This is a genomic window from Bacteroidales bacterium (assembly GCA_016709865.1).
Taxonomy (GTDB): Bacteria; Bacteroidota; Bacteroidia; order Bacteroidales; family VadinHA17; genus LD21.
Map to the genome: position 1 here is coordinate 330,297 of JADJLX010000003.1, position 16,671 is coordinate 346,967.

The window sequence follows — 16,671 nt, forward strand, 5'->3', positions numbered from 1 at the left end:
TTAAAGATAATTAATTCTTATGAAATGTCTAATTAACATTGTTCATATCATGTTTTGAGACAAACAGTTGATGTGGCTGGATGCGAAAGAAGAGGGGAATGTATTATGTATTATAGAAGATAGATGATGTGGAAGAAAGAAGGGGAGAAAGGGAGATTGGGAGAAGAAGTGACAGCAAGACCGCAAGAGTGCAGGACGGATAAGCTATAGGGATTTCAGAAATTCAGTTAGGCTCAGACTGTTTTTCTTAACATCAGTTATCAGCCATCCAGAATTAAGTTCATTCCTGTTGAAATCCTTTACTTTGAAATACCAGCCCGGTATGTCAATTATGTGGTAGGTAACATCTTCAACATATTCATATTTAATTGCTCCTGTCTTTACAGAATAGAAGAAAAGTGTAAGGAAGTCGGGATTATAACTATTTGATGCATAATCCTGAAGATGATCAGTGTCCTCAAGAGCCCGTTTAAGGTTTATAAAGTCTGTTTCATGACTTGTCGGAGGGATGAAGCGTACCATCGAGGTATCTTCCTTAAAAATATCGAACAGATCTCCTTTTGCTGATAAAAGAACCCACTTAATACTTGTTTTTCCAACCTGCTCCTGATTAAGAAAAAGGCTGATAATCTGAGGTTTGCCGTTATAGGTTACCCTTGCTCTGGCTTCAGCTATTATCCCCGGGGAGTGTGAATTAATTAACAGCTGTTTTTCAGTAATTTCGGTGATGAAAGCAGTCCTGGTTTTTGTGTATTCTTCACTGTAATTCTGATTTCCGGTAACCATCCTCGGATCTTTCATATCGAAGAGAAGAGAGACCATCTTATCACGCGGCATCTTTGTCATAAATGCCTGATCAACAGGATTGCCATTAAAATCATTTTTGTAATTAAACCGCCCGGTAAATTCGCTGAACTGTTTTGTGCGGGCAGTAAAGATCTCTTCACCTGTTTTCTGCGGACTGACTAAATTCTGTGCAGATAAGGTATCAGCTGCTGCAGCATACAGAAATAACAAACAGAAGGAAAGACTCCTTCGCAATATGTTTGAAAGACGAATCATCAGGGTGTGGTAGTTGTTTTTGTCTCAGATGCTTTTATGTCGCCAAGGAAGATCTTCCATCTCTTCTCCTTGAAAAACTTATCTTCCACAAGGTCGATAATTATCTCAACCTCTTTTTTGGTAATATCCTTGTAAACAACCTCATCGGCAGTATACCCTGTAAACTCCTGAATAATTGTTGCTGTAGAGTAGTATTTGCCGTCGGGACCTTTTGTAAATTCGCTTACGTAAGCTATGTCGTAAAATTTAATTACCACTCTTGTATATGGGAGTGACTTTAACCTGGCCAGGTATTTTTCCATTGGTCTGTTCACCTTCTGTGTTGTGCCATCAGGCATAATAACTGATATTTCCATCTGGGCACCTTCGTAGAACAGTTTAAGTGCCTCTTTCTCAGCCATATTACGTTTTTCAGCAGGTTGGTCCTTGCTTCCAAGAGTAACTATGTATTGCTGAAATTCCTCAATTTTCTGTTTTGTCTGTTCCTTGAAAACTTCAATGTCAGCGGCACTCAGGTTAATTTCTTCAACCATTGCAGCCTGCTTGCTGGTGACTGCTGTTTTTGTTTGCGCTTCTGCATATAAGCCTGTCACCAAACCCAATACTATAAATAAAACCTTTCTAACCATTTTGCTAAGTTTTTTCATATGCTACTACAATTTGTATGCTAAACTTATTCTGACGCCAAAGTTATTTATTTTTGTTGGTAAATGTTCATGCGTTTTCCCAAACACATCTGTATAGGATTTATTGCCGCTCATTATGTCGGATAATCCCAAAGAGACTTCAGGTCCGATCATTACAGATGTAAAGTATCCAAGCGGGATATTTATTCCGGCTGAAGCATAAAAAGAAATATTCATACCCTTTACTTTTACCTTTTCAGCCTGATTATTATAAGTTCTTTCATAGAATCCCTTGTCTGAGATCCTTTCATACCTGTAACCCAAAGGTTCTGATGGATAATCTCCGATATAATTATAAGTGCCATTATTACTGTATGTTGCAAATGCCGGGATTGAAATCTTAGCTCCGGCCTCACCATAGAAACCTATCTTACCCGGTTCCCCGCTTGTATAGTTAAAAAGAACGGGAATTGTTAAATAGTTAATTGTTACCAGGGAATCATATTCAGCTTCAATAACTCTGAAGAACATAATACCCGGATTATCTACTTCCTCAGAAAGGGTATTATCAGTAAAGAAGCCTGAGAGGCTGTATTTCCCGGAGTATTTGTTTAACTCTAAACCTGACCTTATTGCCATGTTATCATTAAAGAAGTAACTCAATCCTATAGCTCCTATATAACCATAACTGGTATTGGTATTCCATGCAACAGAATTATCATCCAGTGTCAGCGAAGATATATTTTCATTCTTAATACTTGTAACCCCGAATGAACCGGTTACTGTCAGTCCCCAGCCTTTTCTGGTAACCGGACTTATAACCATTGAAGGTTTCTTTTCGAGCATCCCCTGAGGCGTATCTTCGTAAAAGTTAACAGAGGAAATATCGACACTGTTAATTTTGAAATTAATATATGTTTTCCCTGAAATATTAAATGAGATCTTGAATATCAGTGGGAACATCTCCCTGTAAATCTCTTTACCCTTATAGTTTCCCGAGAAAAATTTATTGGCATCAACATAGGTATAATAGCTATCATCCTCAGCCTTCATTACCTTTCCGAATTTTGCGGAATCTGAATTGATCTTCAGGTTTTTAATACCGTCAGGAAAATCTGCCACGTAGTTCTTCAGGTAATCCTGAACAGATATCAGTTTTACTTCAGGTTGAGGCATAATATCATTATAAAGCTTTGTCTCGGCACTCTGAAACAGTTTCTCAAAACTCGTTTTATAGAATTCTTTGTCTTCTGCAGCTTCCTGAGGATCACCCAGTAATGACAGGAAGTTTGTGTAATCCTGTAGAATGATTTTTATTTCTGTATAAATCTTTTCAAGTTCTTCAACACTAAGATCTTCACTGTTTACTTCTTTAAGGGCCTGTGAATAATCCACGACAACATTTGATGAAGCATTTCTGATACCTACAATCCTGAAATTTGTATAGTTTTTATTCTCCAGACCGAAAGCTATCCTGAAAGTAAGCTCTTCCTGATTCTTATTTAATGTCTCGTTGAGGTAGTTGCCATTTATTGATTTCTTAACCATCAGATCTATGGAGTACACAGTCTCCTCGTGCTGTAAGATCTCCCCTACAAGGGCATTGGCGAAGTCCATGTTAATTGTCACACCATCGGGGTACCAGAGGATAATATTTGAGGCATAAGTTTCAGCCTCATAGAACTCGCTCAGTTTATGAGTAGGATCAAGGTCATTGAAAAGAAGAACCTGTCTGTTTACAAAGAGTTCAAGGAAGCTCTCTGATCCGCTTTTAGCTTTATCAATGTCTGTAATGACAGACTCTCCCATCTGGTTAAGAACACTCTGATAGGTTTTAAGCAGCTCAATTGCATTGGAATAAATTATTGCTTTCTCCTTTTGAGAAAAGTCAACTCCTTTAAGGACGGACAGCTGAATTAATACTGCCAGCAGAAATAATAGTAATTTACGGTTCATCTTTTACTATTCAAGAATTAATTTCTCAACTTTGGAATACTTATCAAGTTTTATATGCATCAAATATAATCCTTTTCCTTGTCCCGAGACGTCTATCTTACTGAAAAAATGAGTAGTTGACTTGTCAAATTTAAGAGAGAGGATCTTTCTCCCATCCTGCGATAATATGTCAACTGTAATCTCTCCGAACAGCTCGTTATCCATCTCAATTGTGAAGAGACCTGAAGTAGGATTAGGATAGATCTTCATTCCGTTAAAAGGATCAGTGTCATCAATACCGAGGATCGTTGATATCAGGGGAATTTTGATTGTATCGCTCAGAGTATAGCAGCTGTTAGACCTGGAGATACTAAGATTATATTTTCCCAGTTGCCGGAAGGCAGCATAGTAGTATTTATCAGCACCTGGAATCAGAGTACCGTTATAAAACCACCTGTACTTAATGTCCGGACCGATAATGCTTGATGCAAGATACCATGAATTTGGTCCCTGTGCAAAGATTTTAGGTTTTTCTGCAGCCGGGGCAAAAAATACATTAATGGAATCAGATTTGTTAGAACAGTTATTAACCGAGGTCTCAACAAAGTAGTAACCCTGTTCAAGCAGACCTTCAACGAAATTTTTTGAACTCACGGCAGCGCCGTTTCTGTACCACTTATAACTATAGCCTGCCATATTTTCCACGCTCAGCTTTACAGGGGTTTCTCCGAGGCATTTACCTTCAGAATAATTTCCTTTATCTATAACAGGTTTCTCAGGCTTTTTGTTTACCACAACTGTAATTGCGTCAGTTTTCGCAGAACAGTTATCCGAATTTGAAATCAGAAGAGAGTATACGCCTGAACTGAATGCGGTATAATAACTTGAATTAGCCCCTCCAAGATCATCTCCCGATCTTGACCATTGGTATTTATAACCGGTAATCGACGGGACACTTAGTTCCACACTTTCACCGGTGCAGATAGTTGCAGGTCCGTTTTTACTTATTGCAGAGACAACTGGTTTTGGATAGACCACAACTGTGGGTGAGTTAGTTGATTCAGCAAAACATCCGAATGAATTTGTAACTGCCAGTGACCAGATGCCCCCTGTCCTTACTACTATTGAATTCAGATTATTACCTGCTGCACCGCCATTCAACTTCCACTGATATGAATAGCCCGCGATATTTGATGCACTTAATATAACCGAGTCACCTTCGCAGAATTGAATAGGTAATGGTTTGCTGTATAATATTGATGGAGGGGCAGGAGCTGTTAAGGAATTAACAGTAACCTGTTCTGTTTTGATGATGCATCCGTCGGAATTTGATACGTTCAAAGAGTATACACCCGAGTTTAGTGCTGTAAATTTATTGGTTGTTGCACCCTGTATATCTGAACCTGAATTTTGCCACCGGTATAAATAGGTTGCATTGGCAGGAACGCTTAGTTCTACACTGCCTCCCTGGCAGAATGTTGTAGGCCCGCTTTTACTTATCGTTGATGATACTGGTTTTGGGAATACTTCAATTGCCGGGGCATTGGCTGAAGTGACAGAGCACTCCGCCTGATTAGTTATTACTACCGACCATGTTCCTGAGGTTTTGGCTGTAACGGAGCTTAGGTTCGAACCTGTTAAGCCTCCGTTAATCTTCCATTGATAATTATAACCTGTTGTATTTGTAACGCTTAATACAACTGAGTCACCTTCGCAGAATTGAAGCGGTAAGGGTTTGTTATATGATATTGTGGGCGCTGCTGGTGCTGTTAAAGTATTTACTGTTACAAGTTCTGTTTTGCTTACACAACCATCTGAATTTGAAGCATTAAGGGAGTATACTCCTGAGGTCATTGCTGTTAATGTATTTGTTGTGGCACCCTGAATATCTGCACCTGTGTTTTGCCACTGATATGTATAGCTGGCATTTGCAGGGACACTTAGTTCCACGCTGCCTCCCTGACAGAATGTTGTTACTCCACTTCGGCTGATTGTTGAAACTGAAGGTTTTGGAAATACAGTGACAGAAATTAAGTTGGAAGAGTTTGCTGCGCACCCTGAAGAGTTGGAGACGGTCACTGAATAATTACCACTTGCTTTGGCAGCATATGAGCTTTTATTAATTCCGACTGCACCTCCGTTAAGTCTCCACTGGAAATCATACCCGGCTGTATTAGCGATGCTCAGGACAACGGAGTCTCCCTGGCAGAATTGTCTTAGTCCTGATTCTGAGATATATGGCGAGGCAGGAGCCGGCAGGACAGTCACATTAGTAATAGCTGAGGTTGCGATGCAATTAGCCAGCGGATTTGTTATTTTAACAGAATAGGCTCCTGAATTCAACTTAACTTTGTATGTGCTTAGATTTGTATTTGTAAGGTCATTATTATCGAGTTTCCACTGATAATTGTATAATGGATTATTCTCTGCAATAAGCTGAACGCTGTCTCCCTGACAAAAAACTGTCTTGCCTGTTACAGAAGTAATTGCATTTGGAATTGCTCCGACGATCACGTCTTTTGCCAGAGTATCGGCACAACCGTTTGATGCAGTTACAATAAGTTTTGTTTTATAGGTTTTAGCTAAACCATACACTTTGTTTATCGGAATAGAGTCAGAAGATGCAGGATCCCCATTATCATAGTTCCAGTTCCAGGTTACTGAACCGGCACCATTACGCGATGAATTATTTACAAATGTTGTAGTTGTTCCAAGGCATACTGTCGTTGCTGAATATGAAGCAGTTGGTCTGGGCATAACCTTAATAGCATGTGTTACTGAATCTCTTGTCCCTTCACCGTCAGTTATAACAAGGGTAATGTTGCCAGTTCCGGCATTTGGGAAAACAAAATGAGCAACGGAGTCGGTTGAGAATACTGAATTATTATATTTCCATTTTCGGCTTGCTATATTCTTTGTGGAAGTAGAAAGGTCAGATAATTTAGTTGCAACCTTATAACAAACAGTATCGAATGTGAAAAATGCCTTTGTATTTTTAAGCTCAACAGTTACCGGTGTTGACCATGCACCTCCTGCAAATGCACCATCAACAGCCTGAACGCTAATTGAATAAGTTCCAACAGGCAATTCTTTGAAGATTGTAAAATTATTTAATCCGGCATTTCCATTTCCGGTAAAAAATCTTCTCCCTGTTGTAAGATCACTGTTAGGAGCATTCAGAATCTGACTACCCCTTCTAAGAATAACATTGTAACTTAAATTGGGAGTCTCATCACTTGTAACCTTATCCCAGGTAATAACCAATTGCCCGGGCTTAAGTGTTGTCTGGATATTGACAGGTGCAGATGGTGCTCTGTTTGCAATAAATGAACCTGCCTTCATAATAATATTGTTCCTTATAATATTTACAAAAAAAGCATAATCAGTTTCTTTCCTTTGTGCCGATGTTAACAGATCCATATCACCATCGTTGTCATAATCCCCCCAGAGTACTGATCCTTCCTCTGAAAATGCCGGATTAAAATCAGGTTTTATTTCAAATATTTTTTCCGGGTATTGATTCTGATATAACCTTTTATATGGATGACTAAATACTTCTCCTCCCGAAAATATGACATCAGGTGCAAAGTCGTTGTTATAATCACCAATATCAAATGAATTCCATGCATCCTGTAATGAAAACGAAATATTATCACTTGTGAAAGCTTTGTTGCCATTGTTATAAAAAATCGCGGTTTTTCCACCGATACTATAAGAGCTGTTTCCGGCTGCCCATACAAGGTCTGGAAAGCCATCCTTATTCAAATCAGAACTTTCAAGACTTGTTTGAGTATAAGATCCGCTGAATTGCAATATGCTTTGCACAGGGAGGAAGCCACTGTTTTTATCGTTTTCATACAGCTTAATTGTATATGATCCGTCGTTGGCTGACCCGGCAATTATAAGATCAGGCCAGCCATCCAGGTTGTAATCAGTCCATTTTGCTGCCCCGTTATGAACGCCGATTAGTGAGATACCGGTTTGTTCGATGAGGGTATAATCTGGGGCTCCGCTATTCATATAAAGTGTTGTAATAGCATCAATGCTTCCCTGCTGGCCCCCAATTACAAGGTCAATATTTCCGTCGTTGTTATAATCGCCCCAGGTTAAAAAGCCATTATGCATGGCAGTCAGGGATTGTTTGAACTCAGCAATACCATTATTTACCTCCCAGAGGTCCGTTGAATTATACTGGCCTGAATACTGTCCGGGATAGTAACCGCACGTTACAAGTTCTGCATTACCATCGTTGTCATAGTCAGCCCAGGCAACACTGCCGAAATAGTTTTTAGGAAGGGTAGTAACCTGTTCTTCAAAAGTATTATTGCCTTTATTTTTAAAAATCCTTATATGATTGTACATCTTCTGAGGGTTGGTAGATGCATCATATACATAGGGATATTCATCATAAACTGATATATCAAGAAAGCCATCATTATTATAATCAAAATAGCTGGCTTTTGGTTTTTCACCTGCTTCAGTCAATGGAATTTCAGGCTGTACACTAAAAGTGCTTGTGCTGAATACACCCGGATTACCATTTCCTGATACAGTCATATAGTTCTCTGATCCGGAATTTCCAAAATACTCAAATACATGAAATACATATGAATATGAGCTGCTGAGATTATTTATAACAACACTATCTCCAGTTCCATTGTAAATGCAATACCAACCTGATGTACCAATCTGGTCTCCATCACCGTAGATATTCGACGCCACGTAAGTTTTGTTATTTACCGGCGAAGCAGTTCCGGCTGTTCCTATTTTGCAGAACACTGCTCTCTTAGTTCCGTTTCCTTTAGTCCATTTAAGATTTAATGAGTATTCATTCAGGATTTTGGCTGTTAAACCTGAAGAAGGGACATCCACTATTGTAAAAGATTTTTCATCAGAAAAGGCGCCTCCTTTGAAACTGTTATCTATTGCCTGTACACTCCAGTAATAAGTCCCTTTGGGCAGCTGCAGAAATTTTGAAGTACTTGTTCCCATATTCCCGGTTTTGAGAAGCTTTCTGGCTCCCGACCCGATTGAACTTGCGGCTATGATATTTGATGCCCCCGGGGCTGTACCTATGCGCAGTTCATAAGTTAATCCGGCTGCAGGTGTTCTATCGTCTGTGCCACTCCATTGAAAGCGTACTCCATTTCCTTCAAGTACTGATGTTGCAGTTGTAATCTTATTCGGATTCAGGTTTGAAGCAGTTACTGTATTCTGAAATACATCCCTATAGGATTCAACCAGATCAAGATTCCCATCATTATTTACATCGAAAAGGTCAGGACTTGCTCCTGAATTAGGAAGATTATGAACAAAAAGTTCAGAGAATGTTCCATCTCCGTTATTCCGTAATACTTTAACAATGCCATCTGTTTCGTTATTTTCCACAGATATCAGTATATCATACAACCCATCATTATCTAAATCAGCAACTCCTTTCTGCCTGTAACTGCAATTATAAAACCCTGCGATAGTGTCTGAGGTAAAATTATTTCCATCGTTATTTGTACAAAGGATCAGTTTACCTGAATTCTCAGAATTATTTCCATTTAGCAAAATATCCATTCTCCCGTCAGAATTTATATCTGCGATGTCAACAGAACCATCTGTCAGGGCAGGAAGGTTGATTTGGTTTTGCTTCGTAAATTTCCCGTTTCCTTCATTTTTGTACAGGGTACTGTATTGCTTACCATCAAGTGGATTTTTCCCTGTTGCAAAAACATCATAGTAACCGTCATTATTAAAGTCAATCCATTTAAGGATCCCTTCACATGGGAGGAAAGTATTTCCAAACAATTCGTTGTAAATAGTTGAGTTCTTACGGTAGATTTTTATGTCGTATCCATTAGCAGCAGTTGTAAGAAAGTCATTATCAGAGTCATTGTCCATATCAGCCCATTCCCCTGCTAAGGCTGGCAAACCAAAATTAGTTGAGGGTGCAGATGATGAAAATGACCCTGAATTGTTGTAGTACAGGGTAAGTGCGCCAGTCATATCAAGATATCCGTTCATATCGAAATCAACCCAGCCAGTGTAATATTCAAAGGTTGAAGAGAAATATGATACGAAGGAAAATGTATTGTTATGGTTGTTTCTGTAAAGTATCGTTCTTTCACCGTCTCCAACCCTGACAATAAGGTCAAGATACCCGTCATTATCATAATCGGCCCATCGGGGTCCTCCGAATTGTGGAAAATTTGATGTAGAAGGTACCAAAATTTGTTTTGAGAGGACCTGTATCAGAGGAACGGTTCCACCTGTATAGTACTTTACATTAATCCCTGGATTCGAAAATGGAATTATTTTAAAATAATATGTAGTATTGAAGTCTTCATTAATCCATCCATTATAAGACTGAATTCCTTTTGCAACTCTGATAATCCCCGTGCCATCCCCCAGATCATTGTCATCAGCAGGAAGAACTCCATCAACAGGGTTAATAAATGAGTTTGTTTTTGAAGCATAAATTAAATATCCGTCGGGTATTACGGAACCTGTGGCATCTGTCCAGGTTAAGGTCATTTTATTGCTTACAAGCGATCCGGAAAAATTAGTAACTTGGCTGGCAGGAGGGGGCAGAAATGCTGTTGTCCAGTTTGAGGATCCTCCTGATAATGTAAAGTTTACAATTGCCCCGTGATTTGTCCCTGTTGAACTTAAGAGAGTAGTTAATCCAGTGTTTGTAGCATTGGCAGTACCCTGATTGAAACTGTAATGAGCAAGTAATCCTTTTTCAGTCCCGTTCAATGGTTTATTCAAACTGTCAAGCAGATTGACTTCTGATACCACGCGGTTCCAGATTCTGACCTCGTCAATTTTCCCTGTAAAATATATTGAGGGCCCGGCTCTGACTCCAAGTAAAAGAGCGCTTGGACCCGCATTATATGATATTGAAGTTTGTGATGCGACATTTATACCGTTAACGAACAGCTTGCAGCTTGAACCGTCAAATGTGGCTGCCAGATGTATCCACGCGCCGGCTACTGCTTTTGAGGGAGCTTTTATATCAAGCCATGCTGCCCCGTTCCGAATAGTTACATACGGATAGCTGTCGGCTCCGATATGCAATTCAGCTCCCGTATTTGTTCCTGTATTGAGTGTAGAAACAACAGCCTGATCATTTGATACACCATTTGGCAAAGCCCAGGCTTCAATTGTAAATTTTGCCGGATTAACCGATCCGCAATTCACGTAGTTGGTTGATCCATTGAAGTTCAGGCAATTATCTGCAATAATTGATGGGGTTGTACTTGTAATCCAGTTCGAAGAAGTGCCTGATAATGCAAAATTATTAAGTGTTCCATTATTACTTCCTTTTGCATTAAGCAGAGTATAAATCAAGGTATTTGTTCCCCCGGCAGTACCCTGATTAAAATTGAATGAAGCCAGCAGCCCGGTTTCAGTTCCTGTCATGCTTGAGAACATGTTATTCTTAATATCAGACTGCATACGCTCAGTATTCCAGATTCTGTATTCGTCCATGGCACCTGCAAAATAACGTTGAGTTGTCCATGCCCCTATTTCTGCAGCAGTAAAATTGGCAGGAACAGCAGCCGCAATTGTAACCGACTGAAGAAGAGTGCCATTTAAATAAAAGTTTATTTTCTTTGAAACAGAATTATATGTTACCGCCAGATGATGCCACGTATTAAGGGTTATTGAATTGTAAGCCACTTCAACGGGGGTACTGCCGTTTACAGCTAGCTGTATCCGGGTACTGTTAATCTGAAAATGGACATCTCCCGACACCCAGCTGTTTGTATTGAAAATTCCGTTTAACCCCGGTGAATTTGCAATTGATGTAGCATTAAACCAGGTTTCGATTGTGAATTGGGTAAACCCGCTCCCAAGAGCAGGAACGGCAATATTATCATTTGTACCATCAAACGAGATAGCGTTATTCTGACTTTGTAATCCGTTTGTAAACAGAAACAGGAAAGCAAGAGTTGAAGCCCATTTTATTATGCTTTTTGTAAATAGACAATAACCCTGAGTACTTCCGACAGGGTGTGTGAGATTTTGTTGAGACATCTTTTATCAGATCAGGTAAAATTTTCGAATCTAAAGATGCAAAAATTCTATAAATCCCCAAATGATAATTGCCTTCACCGGCATATATATTTCAACAATTCAATATTTATTCAACTACTATTTTTCTGCTGGTGGAATACTTATCCAGTTGCAGATTAATAATATAAATCCCCTGTGATTGCCCGCTCAGATCTATTTGGCTTGAGAAGTGATCAGTACTCTTTTCGAAGATAATATTTAAGCTCTTTTTCCCTTTTTGTGTGAAGATATCAATTACAAGTTCACCGAATACTTTATTATCCATCTCAATATTAAACATACCAGAAGTTGGATTAGGATAGATCTTAATATCTGCAAACGGATCGCCGGTTGTAATCGATTTTGTTTCCGGTGAATATTTAAGTGTAGGAATTCTGAGAGAATCACTTCTTGTAAAACAGCCATTTTCGTTACCGACACTTACCCTGTAAACTCCAAGTTTCTGATCAGCTACATAATAATATTTGAGGGCTCCGTCCAGGAGTCTTTCATTAAAATACCACCGGTACTCTTTCGCGTCGAGTGTGTTTGTTGCGAGGTACCACTTGTTCGGACCCTGGGCAAAGATCTTTGGTTTCTCGGGAGCACCCTGATAGATGACACTGAATTTCTCGGAGCTCGCTTTGCAGCCGCTGAGTTCTGCACTAACGGTATAATCTCCCTCTTCAAGGAAATTCTCAATAAATGATGAAGAAGAGTTATCAATAGGGGTGCCGTATCTCGACCATCCGTATTTATAGTCATTAACAGGCTGACTTACTTTAAGTTTGATTGGGGCTATCCCGATACAATCGCCTGTTTTATAGTTGTCGGAGGTAATTGACGGCTTTGATGGAGAAGGTTTAATATCTATGGCTTTTGCCTCTGTAATGGTTACGCAATTTGCCAGTGTGTTGGTAACTCTTGCGTTATAAATGCCTGAATTCCTGTTTACAACATAACTTTTGCTTTCAGCACCGGACAGGTCAGTATCATCTTTTCTCCACTGGTAAACATATAACGGGTCAGCTTTTGCATCAAGCTGAAGGCTTAGTCCATCGCAGAAAGTCAGCTTACCGTCAACTGTCGTCTGGAAATCTCCCAGTACGGATATTGAGCTTTCGGGATATTTCGCTACGATCACATCTTTTATTATGCTGTCGGAACAACCATTTGAGGTAACTGTTTTAAGTTTTGCCTTGTATGTTCCGCTCAGAGCATAGGTATGCGTTCCCGGATTCTGAGCTGCTGCCGTCTGACCATCCCCGAAGGTCCATGTCCAGGCTGAAGCAGTAAGTCCGTTCAGAGCTGTTGTGTTAGTAAGTGGTGTTGCAGTTCCGATACATACATTTGGTGCTGTGAAAGCTGCAGCAGGTTTGGCTTTAACAATAACATTCTGAATAAGTGAATCTTTATCACCTGCAGTGCTTGTAACAAGTAGTTTTACGCTGTAAGTACCTGCCGAGGCATAGGTGTGAACCGGGTTTTGCACGACAGATGTTGTCCCATCCCTGAAATCCCACTTCCATGATGCAATTCCATCTGTAACTATTGACTGATCAGTGAATTTTGTGGTGAGTCCGAGGCAAACTGTATCAGTTTTAAAGTACGCCTGGGTGTTTTTAATAATTACCGAGTCAATCTTTGACCATTCACTGCCGGAGTAACTCTGATCTACTGCCTGAACCTGCCAGTAATATTTTCCTGAAACCGGATCTTTGATAGTAAAACTCCTGTTTAATTGTGCATTACCCAGATCATTCAGGCTCCTGTATCCTGCAGAAGTGGATTGTGGTGCCACTTTCCAGATTGGATCATCCTGTAACCGGCATCTGATGTTATAGCTCATATTGACATAGAATGTCTCATCGGTGTTAATCCCGGCCCATGTCAGTTTGAGTATACGGGGAGCTACTTCACTTTTCAAGCCTGTTGGAGCCTCAGGGCGCATATTTGGCTTTACCTGTCCTGCCATCATATACAAGTTGTTTCTGTAGATCTGCGACAATAATGCACCGGAATAACCTGAAAACAAAATATCAAGATCTCCATCATTGTCGTAGTCGGCTGATGAGGAGCTGCATGCAATACCACCAGGTAGATTAAGCGAAGTAAGTTCCTGAAATCCGTTATTCCCGTTATTTAGGTAGATTTTGAAATCAAAATTTAATCCCGAATCGCCAATAAGCAGGATGTCAAGTAATCCGTCATTATTATAGTCTCCCCATTCTGCAGATCCATTATTAATACCAATAACAGAAGGGGTTGATAATTCGCTAAATGTGCTGTTGCCATTATTCCGATAAATCTTCGTTACCGGATAGTAATTGGGATTGTAACCGGTTGCCCCTGTTATTAATATATCCAGGTTATTATCGTTATCAAAATCGCCCCAAGCGACTGAACTGAAACTTACGCCCTGAAGCGATATCCCTGTTAATTCGGAAAAGGTGTTGTTTCCGTTATTTCTGTAGATTTTTGAGATATTCTGGTTGGAAGAATTCAGACCGGATAACAATATATCAAGGAATCCGTCATTGTCATAATCGCCCATAGCAACCGAGCTCTGTTTAACTCCTGGGAGTTGAATACCGGACTGCTCACTAAAACTGTTGCTTCCTTCGTTCCTGTATATTTTCGAGATAAAAACAGAACTTTGATTTTCACCTGTAATCAGGAGGTCAAGGTCGCTGTCATTATCATAGTCAGTCCAGGTTACAGAGCTGTAAGTTACTCCCGGCAGTACAATGTTTGTCTGTTCTGAGAAAGTATTATTTCCATTATTCTTATAAACCCTCGATATGTTTCCCAATGCAGGATTATAACCTGTCAGAATAATATCAAGAAGATTGTCATTATTGTAATCACCCCAGGCTGAGGAACCATTTTCAACTCCGGGTAGTATAATTCCGGCCTGATCTGTAAAGGTATTATCTCCGTTATTATGGAATACTTTCGAAATTCCTGTCCCGCTTATATCCCTTCCTGTTAGCAAAATGTCAAGGAAACCATCATTGTCATAGTCACCCCAGGCAACAAAACTATACCGCAGGCCGGGCATTGTATTACCTGAAAGAATAGTGAATATCCCCGGACTGAAAACGCCTATGTTATCATTGTTTGGATTAATTGCTGTTGCATATGTCTCATTACCTGTTGTTCCCTGAAATTCGATAGCATGAATAGTATAATCTTTTTCTGGTGTAAGTCCTGTCAACTGGACAGAGTCAGCATCACCTTTGTAAATACAGTACCATCCTGTGGCTCCAATAGTGGAACCATCTCCAAAATTTGAATTGGCAAAATATGTAGTATTATTTACGGGAACCGAAGGGCCTGAGTTTCCTTCCTTCGCAAAAAGTATACATCTGTCGCCATTGCCTCTTTTCCATTTTAAGAGAATAGAGGTAGTGCTTAAATTACTTCCTGTAAGTTTTGTAGGCTGAGCAGGAGTAATGCTGAAACTAATGGCTGATGAAAATTCACCTCCTGAGAATGAGTTATCCAGCGCCTGAACACTGGAAAAATAGGTAGTGTTCCAGCGCAAATTCTTAAATATAAATTTGTTAGTCAACTGAGCATTTCCGAAGGAAGTTATTTTTCTTTTCCCAGTGTTGTCTGCATGGGGTGTCACTAATTCAGAGCCTGTAGCAGAAAGCCCAACTCTGACGTTATATGAAAGCGAATTGGAAGCTGTCTCATCTCCGGCCACTTTATCCCATTCAAGGTTGGCTGTTGTTTTATTAATTGTATAGTGAAGATTAATTGGTTTAGCCGGCAGATTATTTGCAACAATGGAGTTGTTTTTGTATATTTTGGAATATACGTTACCTGGTTTATCAAAACCTGTTAAAAGCAGATCAATATCACCATCACGGTCATAATCACTTAAACCGAAAGAACTTTCTTTAAGACCAATCAGAGAAATGGAGGTGTTTTCACTGAACGATCCGTTTCCATTATTTGTAAACACTTTTGAAATCGGAGTATTATTTCTGTCACCGGTAATAAAAATGTCTATATCGCCATCATTATCATAGTCAGCACAAGCAACTGAACCTTTCTTTGTACCTGTTAGTGTTGTACCAGGAACTGCAGTAAAATTGCCATTTGTATTATTTAAGTAAATCCTGGCAATCTGTGTAAATCCTGCATCTTCACCCGAAATCAGAAGGTCGAGGAATCCATCATTGTTAAAATCAGCCCAGGCACCTGAACTATATATAACTCCAAGCAGCGGAGTGCCGGTGAGTTCAGTGAAACTGCCATTCCCGTTATTGTGATAAATTTTTGATATTCTGTTTATTGTGGCCGTTTGACCGCTTATGAAAAGATCGAGATATCCGTCATTGTCATAATCACCGAAGGAGGTTGAACCATAACAAACCTTTATGAAGTTATTACCAGTCTGCAGAGAGAATGTTAAGTTTCCGTTGTTATTGTAGATGGCAGAAATTCTTTCTCCGGTTGTCTGCATACCTGTCATAAAAATATCAAGATCACCATCTCTGTCCTGGTCTCCTATAGTTACAGAGCTTAAGTATATTCCAGGCAATCCCGATGCAACTTCCGTAAATACCCCACCATCATTCCTGTAAATCTTCGAAAGTGCATCAAGGGTACTTCCGCTTGTGCTGCCCGTAAGCAGAATATCAAGATCCTCATCATTATCGAAGTCTGCCCATTTAAGTGAACTAATAATTACACCAGGCAGGAATATTCCGGTCTGCTCAGTGAATGTACTATTTCCATTATTGCTATAAATAACTGTAGCATTGTATGTTGCAAGCGATCCGGTCATTAGTATATCTGGATAACCATTGTTGTCATAATCTCCCCAATCTACAGAACCCTGCCCTATCCCTGAAAGTGCAATCCCTGTCTCCTCAGTAAACTGTTGAGAATACATCAAATTTGGGAACAGCAAAACGGATAGAGTAATAATTAAACTGAGATAAAGTTTTTTCATGTCCGTGTGTTTTTAAACTTTAGCCTTTTC

General features: G+C 39.7%; 5 protein-coding genes. All 5 read right to left on the minus strand.

Annotated elements, in window-relative coordinates:
• Positions 1-204: 204 nt before the first annotated feature.
• The 5 genes from IPJ16_07070 to IPJ16_07090 all read right to left on the minus strand — a co-directional run bounded on the left by IPJ16_07070 (position 205) and on the right by IPJ16_07090 (position 16,641).
• Complete coding sequence (locus IPJ16_07070; GenBank protein ID MBK7626950.1) at positions 205-1,062, minus strand: hypothetical protein; 858 nt, start codon at positions 1,060-1,062, stop codon at positions 205-207.
• On the minus strand, positions 1,062-1,709 hold the full coding sequence (locus IPJ16_07075) for a hypothetical protein (GenBank protein MBK7626951.1): 648 nt from the start codon (positions 1,707-1,709) through the stop codon (positions 1,062-1,064). Before IPJ16_07075 ends, IPJ16_07070 begins: the two co-directional genes overlap by 1 nt.
• A gap of 6 nt (positions 1,710-1,715) precedes the next feature.
• Positions 1,716-3,644 carry an outer membrane beta-barrel protein gene (locus tag IPJ16_07080; protein ID MBK7626952.1) on the minus strand — a complete coding sequence of 643 codons (1,929 nt, stop codon included), beginning with the start codon at positions 3,642-3,644 and terminating at the stop codon, positions 1,716-1,718.
• A 6-nt stretch (positions 3,645-3,650) separates the two neighbouring features.
• Entirely contained in the window at positions 3,651-11,654 is an 8,004-nt protein-coding gene (locus tag IPJ16_07085; GenBank protein MBK7626953.1) for a VCBS repeat-containing protein, read from the minus strand.
• Between the two features lie 106 nt (positions 11,655-11,760).
• Positions 11,761-16,641: a VCBS repeat-containing protein gene (locus tag IPJ16_07090; protein MBK7626954.1), complete on the minus strand. Its 4,881-nt coding sequence runs from the start codon at positions 16,639-16,641 to the stop codon at positions 11,761-11,763.
• Positions 16,642-16,671 lie beyond the last annotated feature (30 nt).

What these genes read in the sequence shown, in the direction of transcription:
- IPJ16_07070 (MBK7626950.1), bottom strand. Translation starts at nt 1,062, where the DNA reads ATGATTCGTCTTTCAAACATATTGCGAAGGAGTCTTTCCTTCTGTTTG.
- IPJ16_07075 (MBK7626951.1), bottom strand. Translation starts at nt 1,709, where the DNA reads ATGAAAAAACTTAGCAAAATGGTTAGAAAGGTTTTATTTATAGTATTG.
- IPJ16_07080 (MBK7626952.1), bottom strand. Translation starts at nt 3,644, where the DNA reads ATGAACCGTAAATTACTATTATTTCTGCTGGCAGTATTAATTCAGCTG.
- IPJ16_07085 (MBK7626953.1), bottom strand. Translation starts at nt 11,654, where the DNA reads ATGTCTCAACAAAATCTCACACACCCTGTCGGAAGTACTCAGGGTTAT.
- IPJ16_07090 (MBK7626954.1), bottom strand. Translation starts at nt 16,641, where the DNA reads ATGAAAAAACTTTATCTCAGTTTAATTATTACTCTATCCGTTTTGCTG.